The 15,893-nt window shown below is 71.8% G+C and carries 17 protein-coding genes, 1 pseudogene and 1 riboswitch; of the genes and pseudogenes, 10 read left to right on the top strand and 8 right to left on the bottom strand.

Annotated features, from left to right (window positions below):
* Positions 1-188 (top strand): annotated as a pseudogene (locus ACWD3C_RS25855) (ATP-binding protein); the annotation flags it as partial.
* A 62-nt stretch (positions 189-250) separates the two neighbouring features.
* Here ACWD3C_RS25855 and ACWD3C_RS25850 read toward each other — a convergent pair.
* From ACWD3C_RS25850 to ACWD3C_RS25840, 3 genes are all read right to left on the bottom strand, one after another.
* Entirely contained in the window at positions 251-1,480 is a 1,230-nt protein-coding gene (locus tag ACWD3C_RS25850) for a glycosyltransferase (protein ID WP_451147805.1), read from the bottom strand.
* A gap of 156 nt (positions 1,481-1,636) precedes the next feature.
* A complete protein-coding gene (locus tag ACWD3C_RS25845; RefSeq protein ID WP_451147795.1) occupies positions 1,637-2,485 on the bottom strand; it encodes a bifunctional 5,10-methylenetetrahydrofolate dehydrogenase/5,10-methenyltetrahydrofolate cyclohydrolase in 849 nt (282 codons plus the stop codon).
* 23 nt (positions 2,486-2,508) lie between these two features.
* A riboswitch (ZMP/ZTP riboswitch) is annotated at positions 2,509-2,596 on the bottom strand.
* A gap of 83 nt (positions 2,597-2,679) precedes the next feature.
* Positions 2,680-3,045: a nuclear transport factor 2 family protein gene (locus ACWD3C_RS25840; RefSeq protein WP_451147793.1), complete on the bottom strand. Its 366-nt coding sequence runs from the start codon at positions 3,043-3,045 to the stop codon at positions 2,680-2,682.
* Positions 3,046-3,207: 162 nt separating this feature from the next.
* On the opposite strand from ACWD3C_RS25840, the gene ACWD3C_RS25835 reads away from it, so the two are divergent.
* Positions 3,208-3,504: a hypothetical protein gene (locus tag ACWD3C_RS25835; protein ID WP_451147791.1), complete on the top strand. Its 297-nt coding sequence runs from the start codon at positions 3,208-3,210 to the stop codon at positions 3,502-3,504.
* A gap of 88 nt (positions 3,505-3,592) precedes the next feature.
* On the opposite strand, the gene ACWD3C_RS25830 is transcribed toward ACWD3C_RS25835, so the two are convergent.
* The 4 genes from ACWD3C_RS25830 to ACWD3C_RS25815 all read right to left on the bottom strand — a co-directional run bounded on the left by ACWD3C_RS25830 (position 3,593) and on the right by ACWD3C_RS25815 (position 6,209).
* Positions 3,593-5,350 (bottom strand): ABC transporter ATP-binding protein, encoded by a 1,758-nt coding sequence (locus ACWD3C_RS25830; protein ID WP_451147789.1) that lies wholly within the window; start codon positions 5,348-5,350, stop codon positions 3,593-3,595.
* A gap of 66 nt (positions 5,351-5,416) precedes the next feature.
* A complete protein-coding gene (locus ACWD3C_RS25825; RefSeq protein ID WP_451147787.1) occupies positions 5,417-5,884 on the bottom strand; it encodes an acyltransferase domain-containing protein in 468 nt (155 codons plus the stop codon).
* On the bottom strand, positions 5,878-6,060 hold the full coding sequence (locus ACWD3C_RS25820) for a hypothetical protein (protein WP_451147785.1): 183 nt from the start codon (positions 6,058-6,060) through the stop codon (positions 5,878-5,880). The genes ACWD3C_RS25825 and ACWD3C_RS25820 overlap by 7 nt, the downstream gene beginning before the upstream one ends.
* 17 nt (positions 6,061-6,077) lie before the next feature.
* Complete coding sequence (locus ACWD3C_RS25815; RefSeq protein WP_451147783.1) at positions 6,078-6,209, bottom strand: hypothetical protein; 132 nt, start codon at positions 6,207-6,209, stop codon at positions 6,078-6,080.
* A gap of 77 nt (positions 6,210-6,286) precedes the next feature.
* Between ACWD3C_RS25815 and ACWD3C_RS25810 the strand changes: the two genes are divergently transcribed.
* The 5 genes from ACWD3C_RS25810 (at position 6,287) to ACWD3C_RS25790 (ending at position 10,363) form a co-directional block, all read left to right on the top strand.
* On the top strand, positions 6,287-6,571 hold the full coding sequence (locus tag ACWD3C_RS25810) for a hypothetical protein (protein WP_451147781.1): 285 nt from the start codon (positions 6,287-6,289) through the stop codon (positions 6,569-6,571).
* 142 nt (positions 6,572-6,713) lie between these two features.
* Positions 6,714-7,799, top strand: coding sequence for an S-(hydroxymethyl)mycothiol dehydrogenase (locus tag ACWD3C_RS25805; protein ID WP_451147779.1), 1,086 nt, complete (start codon positions 6,714-6,716; stop codon positions 7,797-7,799).
* Positions 7,799-8,428 (top strand): MBL fold metallo-hydrolase, encoded by a 630-nt coding sequence (locus ACWD3C_RS25800; protein ID WP_451147777.1) that lies wholly within the window; start codon positions 7,799-7,801, stop codon positions 8,426-8,428. Before ACWD3C_RS25805 ends, ACWD3C_RS25800 begins: the two co-directional genes overlap by 1 nt.
* A 163-nt stretch (positions 8,429-8,591) precedes the next feature.
* The gene (locus ACWD3C_RS25795; protein WP_451147775.1) at positions 8,592-9,506 is read left to right on the top strand and encodes an SDR family oxidoreductase; all 915 of its coding nucleotides are present in this window, start codon (positions 8,592-8,594) and stop codon (positions 9,504-9,506) included.
* Positions 9,507-9,565: 59 nt separating this feature from the next.
* Entirely contained in the window at positions 9,566-10,363 is a 798-nt protein-coding gene (locus ACWD3C_RS25790) for an SDR family NAD(P)-dependent oxidoreductase (RefSeq protein ID WP_451147773.1), read from the top strand.
* Between the two features lie 253 nt (positions 10,364-10,616).
* Here the strand turns inward: ACWD3C_RS25790 and ACWD3C_RS25785 are convergent, their stop codons facing one another.
* Positions 10,617-11,411, bottom strand: coding sequence for a DUF3050 domain-containing protein (locus tag ACWD3C_RS25785; RefSeq protein WP_451147771.1), 795 nt, complete (start codon positions 11,409-11,411; stop codon positions 10,617-10,619).
* Positions 11,412-11,641: 230 nt separating this feature from the next.
* Here ACWD3C_RS25785 and ACWD3C_RS25780 point away from each other — a divergent pair, with 230 nt between their 5' ends.
* The 3 genes from ACWD3C_RS25780 to ACWD3C_RS25770 are packed head-to-tail and all read left to right on the top strand — an operon-like array spanning position 11,642 to position 15,892.
* Positions 11,642-12,220: an antibiotic biosynthesis monooxygenase gene (locus ACWD3C_RS25780; protein ID WP_451147769.1), complete on the top strand. Its 579-nt coding sequence runs from the start codon at positions 11,642-11,644 to the stop codon at positions 12,218-12,220.
* 31 nt (positions 12,221-12,251) lie between these two features.
* On the top strand, positions 12,252-14,369 hold the full coding sequence (gene pabB, locus ACWD3C_RS25775) for an aminodeoxychorismate synthase component I (protein ID WP_451147767.1): 2,118 nt from the start codon (positions 12,252-12,254) through the stop codon (positions 14,367-14,369).
* Positions 14,366-15,892: an AMP-binding protein gene (locus ACWD3C_RS25770; protein ID WP_451147765.1), complete on the top strand. Its 1,527-nt coding sequence runs from the start codon at positions 14,366-14,368 to the stop codon at positions 15,890-15,892. Before pabB ends, ACWD3C_RS25770 begins: the two co-directional genes overlap by 4 nt.
* Position 15,893: the final 1 nt, after the last annotated feature.

The raw sequence follows: 15,893 nt of genomic DNA, 5'->3' as shown, positions 1-15,893 counted from the left end.
ACGGCGGGAACCTCAAGCTGATGCGCCTGCGCTACCACGGCACCGCGAGCCGTTGGGGCTTCGCCCTGCACGACCCGGCCAGCGACCGCTATCAGGACGCCCTCCTGCCCACCGGCAGTGGCAGCGGCACCCCCGAGGACGCCCTCGACACCGCCTGCCACCTTCACCTCACCGGCCTCGGCACCTGACCGCGAACACGCCAACAACCAGCTCCGAAGTCAACCCCCGAAGGACTTATGACGCAGACCACTTAGCCCGCGAGTTGGCGCAGCGTGTCGAGGACAGGGGTGACTCCGTCCTCGGTGCGCAGGTCGTCGGCCAGGGCGTGGGCGCGGTGGGCGTACGTCGGGGCAGTGGTCGCGTGGCGCAAGGCTGTTGCGAGAGTGTCGGTCGTGAGTTCCCGCATTGGCAGGGCCCGGGGTGCCACGCCGAGGGCGACGAGGCGGGCGGCCCAGAAGCCCTCGTCGAACTGGATCGGCACGGGAACGGCCGGAACCCCGGCCCGCAGACCCGCCGCGGTGGTGCCCGCGCCCGCGTGATGGACCACGGCGGCCGTCCTCGGGAACAGCAGCGCGTGCGGCACCTCGCCGACGGTGAGCATGTCGTCGCCCTCGCCCCGCAGTTCGCCCCAGCCCCGCTGGATCACCCCGCGCAGGCCCGCCGCCCGCAGGGCGCGCACCACCCGGGCGCTCAGCCGCTCGGCGTCGGGCACCGTGGCGCTGCCGAGGCCCACGAAGACCGGGGGAGGACCGGCGTCGAGGAAGTCCCGTAGCCGGGGCGGCAGTTGGGTTGCCCGGTGGTACGGCCACCAGTACCCGGTGACATCGAGACCGGCCCGCCAGTCGCGGGGGCGGCGCACCACCAGCGCGCTGAAACCGTGCAGCACCGGCCAGGCCTGCCGTTCACGGGCCCTGCGCGCGGCACCGGGGCCGGTGCGGGGCAGACCGAACCGGGTCCGCACGTCCCGTACCGTCTCGGTGAAGACACGCTCGATGGCCAGCTCCACCGCGTGCCCGGCCATCCGGTTCACCGCCGGTCCAAAGGAGCGGGCCCCGGTCATCGGAGGCGCGAACTCCCGTGTGGGAGCGATCGGTTGCAGATACGCGCCCACGCTCGGCAGGGACAGCCCCTCGGCGACGGCGTGGCCGATCGGCGCGAGGGAACCGGACACCAGCAGTACGTCACTGGCGCGGGCGGCGGCCACCAGATCGTCGGTCATCCGCCCGGCGATCCGACGGGCCATCTCCACCACGCGGATCAGCTTCCCGGCCCCGGTCGTACTGCGATGCAGGCCCCGCCCGCGCGGCGACTCCAGCTCCGCCCGCGGGTCCACGGGCAGCGGATGGAACCGCAGGCCCGAGTCCTCCACCAGCGGTTCGAAGCACCCGTGCGTCACCAGGGTGACGTCATGCCCGGCCCGCACCAGCCCGTGTCCCAGACCGGTGAACGGGGCCACATCGCCCCGGGACCCGGCCGTCATGATCGCTACGCGCACGCGGGCCAGTATGGCGGTGGTGGGGCGCCGGGTCTCCGCGCAACAGGAGATGTGTCCGAAAGGGACTGCCGCGCTTCCGAAACAGTCATCCGTCCGATCGAAGACGGCAGCCCCGCCGTCATGGGCTGACCACGCCCCCCTTCACAGTCCCAGCTGTCGTTCGGCGCCGGTGACGGTCTGCTCCAGCAGCGTGGCGATCGTCATCGGGCCGACACCGCCCGGGACAGGGGTGATCAGCCGGGCCCGGGTGACCGCGGAGTCGAAGTGGACGTCGCCGACGTTGCCCGGGTTGTAGCCGGCGTCGACGACGACCGCTCCGGGCTTGATGTCCTCGCCCCGGATGAGCTCGGGCCTGCCCACGGCCGCGACCACGATGTCCGCCTCCCGCACGACCGACGCCAGCCCCTCGGTCCGCGAGTGGCAGTACGTCACCGTGGCGTCCCGGCCGAGCAGCAGCATCCCGACCGGCTTGCCGAGGATCGCACTGCGCCCCACGACCACGGCCCGCTTCCCCGCCGGGTCCACGTCGTAGGCGTCGAGCAGCCGCATGATCCCGCCCGGCGTGCACGACACGAACCCCGGCAGCCCGAAGCTCATCGCCGAGTACGAGCCGAGGGTGACCCCGTCGACGTCCTTCTCCGGCGTGATCGCCTCGAACGCGGCCCGCTCGTCGATGTGCGGCCCCATCGGGTGCTGCAGGAGGATGCCGTGCACCGCGGGGTCCCCGGACAGCGCGGTCAGCGTGTCCACGAGTTCGGCCGTCGTGGTGCCGGCGGGCAGCGCCACGTGCCGCGAGGCGATGCCCGCCCTGTGGGAGCGGTTCCGCTTCATCCGGACGTAGGTGACGGAGGCGGGGTCCTCACCGACGAGCACCGTCGCCAGGCACGGTGCCACCCCCGTGCGCTCCGCGATGCCGGCCGCGCGCTTGGCGGTCTCCTCCACGATTCGCCGTGCGAGACCGGTGCCGTCCATGAGCCGGGCCTGGGACATGAGCTCCTCCTGAGCGTCGTCGCGACAATCGCCCAGGCGCGCGGCAGAAGACCCGTCCGTGGGGCCGCTCCCCGGTGGTACTCCACCTCAGCGCCAGTCACGGCCCGCGGGCAACGGTAACGCATGACCTCCCGAGAGAGGTCCAGGTCGGTCGGGATCCGACCTGGACCCTCAGCCGGTGTTCGCCTGCCCGTCTACTCGTCCCACGCCTGGAGCAGGGTGTGATCGACGATCTTGCCGTCGCGCAACGACATCATCGAACTCGCGAGGACCTTCGTGCCGTCGGGGTACTCGCAGGCCTCGGTGAAGGCGACGTGGTCGCCCTGGACGACGCACTGCTCCAGCTTGTGGGTCATGTCGCGGCCGTAGACATCGCTCAGCAGTTCGCGGATCTCGTTGCGCCCGTGCAGGACCTTCGGGTGGCTGGGCTGGGATTCGCGGTCCACGAGGCGCATTTCCGCGTCGTCCGCGTAGAGCGACAGCAGAGTCGACGCGTCGTGTTGTTCGATGCCTCGGCGCAGTGTTTCGGTGTCGAAGGCGGGTTGTGCGGCGGTGCCCATGATGACCTCCTTCGAAGCCGCGGCCCGGCGGAGGTGCTGGCCGCGAAGGGCTTCTCCATCGAGGCTCCCCTGCCACGCCGGTCACGGCAAGCGCAGCCGGAGCCGTGCGCCTCACGGGTGAGCGGGCGTGACCGTCCGGGGGCCCGGCGCGTTGCTGAAAGCATGATCTCAACACGACGTATCGTCGCCGCCGTCGGTCTCGCCGTCGGTATGACCGGCCTCGCCGCGCCCATGGCGAACGCGGCCGACACCGCGGACGCGGACAAGGTGAACCCGGTCGCGATGCTCGACTCGCTCACCGTCAGCGACATCCCCGAGGAGCACAAGGCCGCCATCCCGCGCCCGTCCAGCCAGCTCGCCAACCTCAACCAGCTGAACGAGGTTCACCGGCTCAACGAACTGCACCAGGTCACCGACCTGGCCGCGCCGCTCATGGGGCTGGTGCCCGACGTCGAGTAGCGATCGAGTCGCTTCCGCCGAGAGCCCCGTTCAGCGCGCAGTGCGCCGAACGGGGCTCTCGGCGTCGTCCGTTGAGTACCCAGCTCTCTCAGGCCGTGGCGAGGAACTGCGTGGCGGCCAGTTCGGCGTAGAGCGGGTCGGCGGCCACCAGTTCGCGATGGGTGCCGACCGCGCGGACCCGGCCCGCGTCCATGACGACGATACGGTCGGCCATCGTCACGGTGGACAGCCGGTGGGCCACGACCAGGACCGTCGTCGTACGGGCGACATCGGCGACCGTGTCGCGCAGCGCGGCCTCGTTCACCGCGTCCAGCTGCGAGGTCGCCTCGTCGAGGAGCAGCAGGCGGGGGCGGCGCAGCAGGGCGCGGGCGATGGCGACACGCTGGCGTTCGCCGCCGGAGAGCTTGGTGCCGCGGTGGCCGACCAGGGTGTCGAGGCCCTGGGGGAGCTTGGCGATCAGGCCGTCGAGGCGGGTCGTCTTCAGGACGCGGGTGAGGTCGGTGCCGTCGGCCTCGGGGTTGCCCAGCAGCAGGTTGTCGCGCAGGGAACCCGACAGGACCGGCGCGTCCTGCTCCACATAGCCGATCGCGGACCGCAGCCGGGGCAGCTCCCACTCGGCGAGGTCGCGGCCGTCGAGGGTGATGACGCCCGCCTCGGGGTCGTAGAACCGCTCGATGAGGGAGAAGACGGTGGTCTTGCCCGCGCCGGACGGGCCCACGAACGCGGTCATGCCGCGCGCCGGTACCGCGAAGGTCACACCGTGGTGGACGTACGGCAGGTCGTCGGCGTACCGGAAGCGGACCTCGTCGAAGGCGAGCGCGGCCGGCTCCGCGCCGGGAGTGGGCAGCGGCGCGGGCCGGTCCGCCGGTTCGGCGGGCAGGCGCAGGGCCTCCTGGATGCGGGAGAGGGCGGCGGCGCCGGTCTGGTACTGGGTGATCGCGCCCACGACCTGCTGGATCGGTGACATCAGGTAGAAGACGTACAGCAGGAACGCGACCAGCGTGCCGATGTCGATGGCGCCGGTCGCGACCCGGGCGCCGCCCACCGCGAGGACGGTGATGAAGGCGATCTGCATGGCGAGACCGGCGGTATTGCCCGCGGCGGCCGACCACTTGGCGGCCCGGACGCTCTGCCGCCACGACTCCTTGGCCGCCGAGTGGATCGTCTCCTCCTCGCGGTGCTCGGCGCCGGACGCCTTGACGGTGCGCAGCGCGCCGAGTATCCGCTCCAGAGAGGCGCCCATCGCACCGACGGCGTCCTGTGCCTGGCGGCTCGCCCGGTTGATGCGCGGCACGATCACGCCGAGTACGGTGCCCGCGCCGAGGATCACGCCCAGGGTGACGGCCAGCAGCACCGGGTCGACCAAGCCCATCATCACCACCGTCGCGACGAGCGTGAGCCCGCCGGTGCCGAGGCCCACGAGCGAGTCGGTGGTGACCTCGCGCAGCAGGGTGGTGTCGGAGGTGATCCGGGCCATCAGGTCGCCCGGCTCGGTGCGGTCCACGGCCGTGATCCGCAGGCGCAGCAGATACGACGACAGCGCGCGCCGCGCCCCGAGCACCACGGACTCGGCGGTGCGCCGCAGCACGTACGAACCCAGCGCGCCCACCGCCGCGTTGGTGATCACCAGCGCCGACATGAAGAGCAACGCCCCGGTGATGGTCCGGTCGTTCGACAGGTCGTCGATCAACTCCCTCGCCACCAGCGGCAGCGCGAGCCCCGTGGCCCCGGTGACCAGCGACAGCAGCGCGCCCAGCAGCAGGGTCCACCGGTGCGGACGTACATAGCCGAGAAGCAACCGCCACGCGGGCTGTTGCTTCTCGGCTCTGGTCTCTTCGGTGCTCACGGCGCTCCTCGGGGAGTTCGGCGGAGCCCTCAGGCTATGCCGACGGCACAGCCCGAGGACAAAGGGTTAACTCCTCCGCAGTGCCCGCCAGTTCCGGGCCGCCGAGAGTACGAGCGGCTGCTCACCTCCTTCCGGCAGGCAGTCGCCGAACCTCCGGGCCGGCACCGCGCCCGGTCCCGGCTCCACACAGGCGGTCACGCCGTCCTGGCGCATTCGGTCGGCGGCGTCCGCGAAGCGCACGGGCTCGCGGAACTCGCGCGCCCAGAACTCGGGGGTGGTGGCCTCGGCCCCCACCGGCCGTGCGGTGATGCCGGAGACGAGGGGGATGCGCGGGCGGCGGAGCTCCATGGTGTGCAGGGTGCGGCCGAACTCGTCCAGCAGGGAGTCGACGTGCGGGGAGTGGGGCGCCGCGTCGACGCGGAGCACATGGGTCCACCGGCCGCGGGCCGCCCACTCCTCGGACAGTGCCGTCACCGCGTCCCGGTCGCCCGAGACGACCACGGACCGTGGCCCGTTGACCGCCGCGATCACCACACCGGCCCTGGGGCCACCTCCTCCGGGGAGACATGCACCGCCGCCATGCCCCCCTTCCGCGGCAGAGCGCCCATGAGCCGGGACAGTGCGCCCACCGCGTGACAGGCGTCCGCCAGGGAGAAGACCCCGGCGACATGGGCGGCGGCCGGCCGCCCGGCCGAGTACCCGAACAGCACGTCCGGGGCCGCCCCTCTCAGCTCTCCAGCAGGCGGTACTGGGCCACCTGGACGGCGAACAGCGCCGGGTTCGTGAACGAGGTGCGGTCGAGCAGGGCGGCCGTGTGCGTCCCGGCCTCGGCGAACATCACTTCCGGGCGGTCCAGCACCGGTCCGCGCGAGGCGACAGGCGACAGACAGGTTCGAGCTCGTCCGGCCGCCGGGGCTCGGCGGTGTCGTCCCCGCCGTGGGAGCCGCCCTCGATCCCGTCCTGTGGGCCACCGCCGGGCTGGACCTGGCCGTGCGCTACGCGGCCACCATCCGCCCCCTCTACGAGGTCGGCCTGCGCACGGCCGTACTCGCGGCCGATCACGCCGCCGTGGTGCTGGTCGAGCCCTGCCTGCCCGGTGCCTCGGCCCGCCACGTCGCCGGGACCCTGGCGCACGTGCCGCATCGGCTGCAGGCCCTGGGGGACGCGGACGGTCTGGAGGCGGAGGACATCGGCCGGGCCGTACGGGAGTTCACGCGGTGACAGGGCGGGCCCGCGCCGCCGCGGACTCTTGTCACCGGCACCGTTTTCCGTACGGACCCCTGCGCACTACATCCCTTACCCGCTGGTCACTCCGTAGGGTGACCATGGGCGAGAGCTCTTGTCGACGAGGAAAGGGATCACCATGGCGCAGGAAGTACGCGGCGTGATCGCACCGGGGAAGAACGAGCCGGTGCGGATCGAGACGATCATCGTGCCGGATCCGGGGCCGGGGGAGGCCGTGGTGAAGGTGCAGGCGTGCGGGGTGTGCCACACGGACCTGCACTACAAGCAGGGCGGGATCAACGACGACTTCCCCTTCCTGCTCGGGCACGAGGCCGCGGGTGTCGTGGAGTCGGTCGGCGAGGACGTCACGGACGTCGCTCCCGGCGACTTCGTGATCCTCAACTGGCGTGCCGTCTGCGGCAACTGCCGGGCGTGCCGGCGCGGACGCCCCTGGTACTGCTTCGCCACGCACAACGCCACGCAGAAGATGACCCTGACCGACGGCACCGAGCTCTCCCCGGCGCTGGGCATCGGCGCCTTCGCGGACAAGACGCTGGTCGCGGCCGGACAGTGCACCAAGGTCGACCCGGCCGCCTCCGCCGCCGTGGCCGGACTGCTGGGCTGCGGCGTCATGGCGGGCATCGGCGCCGCGATCAACACCGGCAATGTGGGCCGGGGCGACACCGTCGCCGTCATCGGCTGCGGCGGCGTCGGGAACGCGGCCATCGCCGGGTCCCGCCTGGCCGGCGCCGAGAAGATCATCGCGGTCGACATCGACGCCCGGAAACTCACCACCGCCCGGTCCATCGGCGCCACGCACACCGTCAACTCCCGCGAGTCCGACCCCGTCGAGGCGATCCGCGAACTCACCGACGGCTTCGGCGCCGATGTCGTCATCGACGCGGTCGGCCGCCCCGAGACCTACCAACAGGCCTTCTACGGCCGTGACCTGGCGGGCACGGTCGTCCTGGTCGGCGTACCGACCCCGGAGATGAAGCTGGAACTCCCGCTGCTGGACGTCTTCGGCCGCGGCGGCACGCTGAAGTCCTCCTGGTACGGCGACTGCCTGCCCTCCCGCGACTTCCCCATGCTGATCAACCTGTACCTGCAAGGCCGCCTGGACCTGGAGGCGTTCGTGACCGAGACGATCCAACTCGACGAGGTGGAGAAGGCGTTCGAGCGGATGCACTCCGGTGACGTCCTGCGCTCGGTGGTGACGCTCTGATGGCGGCGCGCGTCGAACACCTCGTCACCGCAGGACAGTTCACCCTCGACGGCGGCACCTGGGACGTCGACAACAACGTGTGGATCGTCGGCGACGACCACGAGGCGATCGTCATCGACGCCGCGCACGACGCCGACGCCATCGCCGCGGCGGTGGGCGACCGCCGTCTGACGGCCATCGTGTGCACCCACGCCCACAACGACCACATCGACGCGGCGCCCGCCCTCGCCGAGCGGACCGGCGCCGCGATCTGGCTCCACCCCGGCGACCTGCCCCTGTGGAAGCAGACCCACCCCGACCGCCTCCCCGACCACTGGCTCACCGACGGCCAGGTCATCGAGGCCGCCGGCGCCGCCCTGACCGTCCTGCACACCCCGGGCCACGCTCCCGGCGCCGTCTGCCTCCACGACCCGGGCCTCGGCACGGTCTTCACCGGCGACACCCTCTTCCAGGGCGGCCCCGGCGCCACCGGCCGCTCCTACTCCCACTTCCCGACGATCATCGACTCGATCCGCGACCGCCTGCTCACCCTCCCGCCCGAGACGGTCGTCCGCACCGGCCACGGCGAGACGACCACGATCGGCGACGAGGCGCCTCACCTGGCGGAGTGGATCGCCCGCGGCCACTGAGAACCTGAGCGCCGCACACCCGGGGCAGGGTACGACCGCCCGGCTCCGGGGACCGCCGGAAAAGGCGACAGAAGATGTCCGGTTTCCACGACACCCTTCGACGAGACGCCGGGCCGCACCCGGCGTCCGCCAAGGTGGCAGTCGTACGCACGGGAGGTCGGACATGGCACGAGCACTGGACGGAAAGGTCGCCCTGGTCGCCGGGGCGACGCGCGGGGCGGGCCGCGGAATCGCCGTCGAACTGGGCGCGGCCGGGGCGACCGTGTACGTCACCGGCCGCAGCACGCGCGAGCGGCGCTCGGAGTACGACCGGCCGGAGACCATCGAGGACACCGCCGACCTGGTCACCGCGGCCGGCGGCCACGGCATCGCCGTACCCACCGACCACCTTGACCCGGAACAGGTCCGCACTCTGGTGGACCGCATCGCCGGCGAACAGGGCCGCCTCGACGTCCTCGTCAACGACATCTGGGGCGGCGAGAAGCTCTTCGCCTGGGACAGCCCCGTGTGGGAGCACGACCTCGACAAAGGGCTGCGGCTGCTCCGGCTCGCGGTCGAGACGCACGCCATCACCAACCATCACGGCCTGCCCCTGCTGCTGCGCCACCCCGGCGGTCTGGTGGTCGAGATGACCGACGGCACCGCGGACTACAACCGCGACCACTACCGGAACTCCTTCTTCTACGACCTCGCCAAGTCCTCCGTCCTGCGCATGGCCTTCGCCCTCGGGCACGAACTCGGCCCGCGCGGGGCAACGGCCGTGGCGCTGACCCCTGGCTGGCTGCGCTCGGAGATGATGCTCGACAACTTCGGGGTACGGGAGGACAACTGGCGCGACGCCCTCGCACGCGTCCCCCACTTCGCCATCTCGGAGACCCCGCGCTACGTCGGCCGCGCCGTCGCCGCCCTCGCCGCCGACCCCGACGTCTCCCGCTGGAACGGCGACTCCCTCTCCAGCGGCGGCCTCGCCCGGGTCTACGGCTTCACCGACCTCGACGGCAGCCGCCCGGACGCCTGGCGCTATCTCGTCGAGGTCCAGGATGCGGGCAAGCCGGCGGACGTGACGGGGTACCGCTGACCGGGCGAGGTCCGGGCCCGACCACGCCGGCAGATCGCGCGCGCAGTACGTTCGGCACCATGAATCCGATGAAGCGGTTCGGGGGGTACGGGGTTCTCATCACGGGCGCGGCCCGCGGCATCGGCGCCGCCACCGCCCGCCGGCTGGCCGAGGAGGGCGGCCGGGTACTCGTCACCGACGTGGACCTGGCCGCCGCGGAGAAGACGGCCACCGAGCTGCGCGGGCAGGGGCTCACGGCGGAGGCGTACGGCTGCGACGTCGCCGACCGGGACGCGGTCGAGGCGGCCGTCGCGCACGCCGTGGATGCCTTCGGCTCGCTCGACGTGCTGGTCAACAACGCCTTCGGCTGCACACCCGATGAGCCGCTCTTCGAGGACACCCCGGACGAGGTGTGGGCCCGCGACCTCGACCTCACCCTGACCAGCGCGTTCCGCTGCCGCCGGGCGGCGCTGCCGCACCTGGTGTCCTCCGGGCGCGGGGCGATCGTCAACATCGGTTCCGTGAACGGCCTGCAGGACTTCGGCAACCACGCCTACAGCGCGGCCAAGGCGGGCCTCGTCTCGCTGACCCGCACCCTCGCGGGTGACGCGGCACCGCGCGGGGTCCGCGTCAACCTGGTGGCGCCGGGCACCGTGCGCACCCCGGGCTGGGCGGGCCACGAGGCCCGCCTCGACGCCCTCGGCGAGATCTACCCGCTGGGCCGGGTCGGCGAGCCCGAGGACATCGCGGCCGCGGTCGCCTTCCTCGCCTCCCGCGACGCCGCGTGGATCACCGGGACGACGCTGCGCGTGGACGGCGGCCTGCTGGCCGTCAACACCGCGTTCGAGCAAGCGGCACGGTGGCGCGACGAGGCCTGACGTATCGGGCGGCCCACGCGGCCGAACCCCCTCACGGCCCGCGGCGCGTGCGTGCCGCAGCGGACCGTCGGTGTCAGGAGGAGTCGTGTGCGGAGCGGCCGTGGACACCCGCCCCGCACACGGAAACCCGGCCCTGGTCCGGGCACGGACTCCGCCAAGCGCTCCGCGGGCAGCGCGGTGGTGAACCTGCGGGCCGGTGGGGGCTGGTCGCGCCCACGCGGCGGAGCCGCATATCGATACAGCCCCGCGCCCCTTACGGGGCCGCGGCCCGGTCCATGGCCTCGACGATGCCGTCCCACAGCCGGGACCTCGCCTCCAGCGCGAGTGTCGCCGTCTCGACCGCCTCCTGCCAGCGGGTGTCGTCGGTGCCGCAGAGGTCGGCGACCATCTGCATGGCCATGGGGGTGTGCTCCTCGCCGTCCACCTCGATGTGGCGGGCGAGGTAGTCGCAGAAGAGCGGGAAGCGGTCCGTGCCTTCCTTCTTGATCACCTGGTCGAACATGTCCGGGATGAGGTCCTCCCGGGAGAACGCGAAGGCGGCGGCCCGGCAGTGCAGCGGCCGATCGGCGATGATCTCGAAGGTCGTGCGGACGAACTCGGCGGCGGGAGCGGGGACCTGGGCGACCCGCAGGGCCGCGGGGACGTCGTGGCTCTCCCTGATCAGGGCGAGGAAGGTGTCGATCCGCGTCGTGTCCGCGTCCGCCTCGGTCATGCCGGCGCGGTAGAGCTCGAAGTGGCTGGTGAAGCCGCCGTTCAACTCGTCGCTCTCCTCGACGAGGACGATGTCGTTGATGAGCCGGCGGCTCACCTCCGACCCGCGCGGCACCCAGGGGACGTCCACACAGGTCAGATCGCGCTGGAGGGACTTCAGAAGCGACATGAAATCCCACACCGCGAATGCGTGGTGTGCCATGAACGTCGCCATGTCCGTGCGGGTGTTTATCCGCTGGTAGATCGGGTGCGCCGTCACTTCCTTTCGCGTCGGTTCGATCGCGGCACGGGCCCGATCAATTCCCTCGTGGGTCATGCTCCAGTCGTAGCGGGACATGGCTCTCCTTCGTTTTCTTTTCCGAGCCGGACAACGATCGTGAGCATTTCTCTGCCGACTCGGCAAGTCCTTTCGAGGGTCATGTCAGAGTTCCGTAATAGTTACCGGCGGTGCCCCGTCAAAGGCCGGTGACAAGATGGATGAAAAGGTTACGTAAAGGAGCTTTTCGGGCGCTTGAAAATCTTGATTAAGCTTTGAACGACGGGTCCTTTCATTGCGTATTCGAGAGCGTGAGCAGGAATCCCGTAACCGTCACCGTGGCGTATCACGTGGTGCCGGGCCGCGAGGCCGACTTCCACTCCTGGGGGTGGGCCGTGCTGCGTGCGAGCGCGCAGGAGCCGGGTTTTCTCGGGGGTGGTGTACTGGTCGACGGAGAGGCGGAATGGCATGTGGTCTACCGGTTCGACAGTGAAGGTTCCGCCCTGGCCTGGGAGAACTCGCCCACCCGGACCCAGTTGGCGAGCCGGGGGGAGAAGCTCGCCCGGGAGACCGGGCGCCGGAGCGTGCGGGGCTCCAAGGCGTGGTTCGACTGCCAGACCGTGACGCCGGCCACACCGCGCCCGCCGCCGAAATGGAAGCTGTGGTTCGTGAATATGAGCGCGGTCTTCCCGCCGGTGCTCCTGTTCAATCTGCTCGTGCTCCCCTATCTCAGCGACCTCAATCCCCTCATTCGCACGCTGCTGCTGTGCCTGTCCGTGACGGCCATCGTCACCTGGATTCTCATGCCGCGGCTCCAGCGTTTCTTCAAGAAATGGCTGTATCCGCCGCTCCAGATGCTCCGGGGACGGCACAAGCGACGGACCGCATAGGTCCGGGAACGATCAAAAGGAGGTGGGTCGGGTGAAAACCCTACTCATCGACAATTACGACTCGTACACCTACAACCTGTTCCAGCTGATCGCCGACGTCAACGGCGAGGAGCCGGTGGTGATCCTCAACGACGCCCCGCCCGACGCCATTGACGATCTGTGGGAATTCGACAACGTCGTGGTGTCGCCGGGGCCCGGACACCCCGCCGAAGCCAGGGACTTCGGCATCGCCGCGCGCGTGATCGCCCGGGCCGAGGTCCCGGTGCTGGGGGTCTGCCTCGGCCACCAGGGCATCGCCGTCGAGGAGCGGGGCAGTGTGGCCCCCGCACCACGGCCCCGCCACGGACACCTCTCCACCGTCCGGCACGACGGCCGGGACCTGTTCCAGGGGCTGCCGCAGAACTTCACCGCCGTCCGCTACCACTCGCTGTCCGTGCGCGAGCCGCTGCCCGAGACGCTGGAGGCCACCGCCTGGGCCGAGGACGGCGTCCTGATGGGGCTGCGCCACCGCACCAGGCCGCTGTGGGGCGTGCAGTTCCACCCGGAGTCCGTACTCACCGACCACGGCCACCGGATGTTCGTCAACTTCCGCAACCTCACGGCGGACCGGGCCAGCAGGCCGCGCACGAAGAACACCGCCGTCACCCCGTCCGTGGCGGCGATCCCCCGCCCCCGGCGCGCCCCGCGCCCCGCGTACCGGCTGCACACCCGCCGCATCACCACCGCGGTCGACGCCGAGGCCGCCTTCACTCGCATGTACGCCGACGCGCCACGCGCGTTCTGGCTGGACAGCTCCCGCGCCGAGCCGGGCCTTTCCCGGTTCTCCTTCTTCGGCGACGGCACCGGTCCGCTCGCCGAGTTCGTCCGCTACGACGTCGACACCGGCGTCTGCGAGATCGAGCGGGCCGGGCAGCCCCCGCGCAAGGTGCGGGCGAGCGTCTTCGACTATCTGAAACGGCAGTTGGCGACCCGGCGTGTCGACGCCACCGGACTGCCCTTCGACTTCACCGGCGGCTATGTCGGCTACTTCGGCTACGAGCTGAAGGCCGACTGCGGTTCGCCGAACCGCCACCGGGCCGAAACCCCCGACGCCTGCTGGCTGTTCGCCGACCGGCTGATCGCGGTGGACCACGAGGAGGGCCACACGTACGCCGTCTGCCTGGCCGAGGACACCCCGCAGGCGACCCGGGCGGCCACCGACTGGCTCGACGGCGCGATGGCCCAGCTGACCTTCGTGTCCACGGACCCACCGCCGCTGCCCCGGGCGGCCGAACCGTACCCCCGGGCCGCCGAACCATGGCTCGTGCGCGACCGCGCGACCTACCTCGCGGACATCGAGGCCTGCAAGCGCGCACTCGACGCGGGCACCAGCTACGAGGTCTGCCTGACCAACGCCGCCCGGTTACCGGCGCCGTACGACCCGTACGACTTCTACCGGGTGCTGCGCCGCGTCAATCCGGCGCCGTACGCGGCCTTCCTCAGGTTCGGCGACCTCGACGTGGCCGGCTCGTCCCCCGAGCGGTTCCTGCGGGTCACCCGGGACGGGACCGCCGAGGCCAAGCCCATCAAGGGCACCGCACCCCGCGGCGGAACACCCGAGGAGGACGACCGGCTGAGGGACGCCCTGGCCGCGGACGCCAAGACGCGCGCCGAGAACCTCATGATCGTCGACCTGCTCCGCAACGACCTGGGCCGCGTCTGCGCGACCGGCACCGTGCGCGTGTCCCGCCTGATGGCCACCGAGACGTACGCCACCGTGCACCAGCTGGTCTCCACCGTCGAGGGGCGGCTGCGCGCGGGCACGGACGCGGTGGACTGCGTACGCGCCTGCTTCCCGGGCGGATCGATGACCGGGGCGCCCAAGCTCCGCACGATGGAGATCATCGACGAACTGGAGACCGAGGCCCGCGGCGTCTACTCCGGCGCCCTCGGCTACCTGGGATGCGGCGGCGGCGCGGACCTCAGCATCGTCATCCGCACCGCCGTGTTCACCGAAGGACGGATGCACCTGGGCGCCGGCGGAGCGATCGTCCTCGACTCCGACCCGGCCGCCGAGTACGACGAGATGCTGCTGAAGGCCGCGGCACCGCTGCGTGCCCACCGGGAGCACTCCGCCCTTCCGGCCGCCGCCGAGGAGCCGACCCGATGACGACACCGCAGTCCGCCGTGATCCCCGCCCGAGCGGCCGCCCCCGGAAACCTCGCGGCCCAGCTCGCGGACCTCGCCGAGCGACGCGGCTGGAGCGACCGGGCCGCCTTCCACCAGGGCCACCGCATCTGGACCCACGGCGAGGTGCACGACCAGGCGGCCCGCGCGGCCACCGTCCTCGCCGACCACGGCGTGTGCCCCGGCGACCGGGTACTCCTCGCCCTGCCCGACTCCATGGCCTGGGTGACCACCTTCCTCGCCGTCGCCCGCCTCGGCGCCGTCGCCGTCCTGGTCAACCCCGAACTCCCTCCGGCGGAACACCGGTTCATGGCGGAGGACACCGAGGCCGCTCTCTGTGTCACCGGCCCCGGACTCGACGACCGCTTCACTCGCCGGACCAGCCTCGGCGCCGACCAGCTGGTCGCCCTCACCCACATGGCCGGACCCACGGCCGAAGCCCACCCGGTCGACGCCCACACCCCGCTGTACGTCCAGTACACCTCCGGAACCACGGGCCGGCCCAAGGGAGTCGTCCACGTCCACGGCGACCCCAAGACGTACCACGACCTCATCGGCAGACGGCTGCTGCGGATCGACCCGGACGACGTCACCCTGTCGGTGTCCCGGCTGTACTTCGCCTACGGCTTCGGCAACGCCTTCGTCTTCCCGCTCTTCTCCGGCTCGTCCGCCGTCCTGGCCGACCGGCGGCCCACACCCGCCGTCGTGGACGAACTCGTCGCCCGGCACCGGGTGACCCTGCTCTACTCCGTGCCGTCCGCCTACGCCGCCCTGGTCGCCGACCGGGCCGACGGCCACCAGGGCTGCTTCGCCTCCGTACGGGCCGCGATATCGGCCGGAGAGGGCATGCCGGCCGGGCTCGGGAAACAGGTCACCGAACTGCTCGGCGCGCCCGTCCTGGAGCAGATCGGCTCCACCGAGGCCGGGCACGCCTTCTGCGCCAACGGCTTCGAGCACAACCACCCCGGCACCGTCGGCCGCCCGGTCCCCGGGTTCGAGGTGGAACTGCGCGACCGCGCGGGGAACCCGGTACCGGACGGCACCGAGGGCGAACTCTGGGTGCGCGGACCGACGGTGACCCCCGGCTACCTGAACCGGCCCGAGGAGACCGAGCGCACCCTCGTCGGCGGCTGGCTGGCCACCCGGGACCTGGCCCGGCGCGAACCGGACGGCACCTACCGGCACCTGGGCCGGGCCGACGACATGGAGATGGTCGGCGGCATCACCGTCTCCCCACTGGAGATCGAGGCCCTCCTGCGGCGCCATCCGGCCGTGCGGGACGTCGCGGTCGTGGCCGTCACCGACGAGCGCGGCGCGCGGCGGCTGCGGGCCTTCGTCATCCCGGCCACGTCGACCCGGGCCGGCCTGGAGGCCGAACTCATCTCCCTGGCCCGCGACAGCCTCGCCCCCTTCAAGGTCCCCCGCAGCGTCAGCTTCGTGTCCTCCCTGCCCCGCACCCCGACCGGAAAGCTCCGCCGCCACCTCGTCCGCCAAGGGGCGTGGTGAG

This window comes from Streptomyces sp. NPDC002845 (genome assembly GCF_053591955.1).
Note: the sequence above shows the minus strand (reverse complement) of the source record. Positions and strands in the feature narration are given on the sequence as shown.

Coding starts and splice junctions, on each gene's coding strand:
- ACWD3C_RS25850 (WP_451147805.1), bottom strand. CDS start 1,480: ATGACGGCCGGGTCCCGGGGCGATGTGGCCCCGTTCACCGGTCTGGGA.
- ACWD3C_RS25845 (WP_451147795.1), bottom strand. CDS start 2,485: ATGTCCCAGGCCCGGCTCATGGACGGCACCGGTCTCGCACGGCGAATC.
- ACWD3C_RS25840 (WP_451147793.1), bottom strand. CDS start 3,045: ATGGGCACCGCCGCACAACCCGCCTTCGACACCGAAACACTGCGCCGA.
- ACWD3C_RS25835 (WP_451147791.1), top strand. CDS start 3,208: ATGATCTCAACACGACGTATCGTCGCCGCCGTCGGTCTCGCCGTCGGT.
- ACWD3C_RS25805 (WP_451147779.1), top strand. CDS start 6,714: ATGGCGCAGGAAGTACGCGGCGTGATCGCACCGGGGAAGAACGAGCCG.
- ACWD3C_RS25800 (WP_451147777.1), top strand. CDS start 7,799: ATGGCGGCGCGCGTCGAACACCTCGTCACCGCAGGACAGTTCACCCTC.
- ACWD3C_RS25795 (WP_451147775.1), top strand. CDS start 8,592: ATGGCACGAGCACTGGACGGAAAGGTCGCCCTGGTCGCCGGGGCGACG.
- ACWD3C_RS25790 (WP_451147773.1), top strand. CDS start 9,566: ATGAATCCGATGAAGCGGTTCGGGGGGTACGGGGTTCTCATCACGGGC.
- ACWD3C_RS25785 (WP_451147771.1), bottom strand. CDS start 11,411: ATGTCCCGCTACGACTGGAGCATGACCCACGAGGGAATTGATCGGGCC.
- ACWD3C_RS25770 (WP_451147765.1), top strand. CDS start 14,366: ATGACGACACCGCAGTCCGCCGTGATCCCCGCCCGAGCGGCCGCCCCC.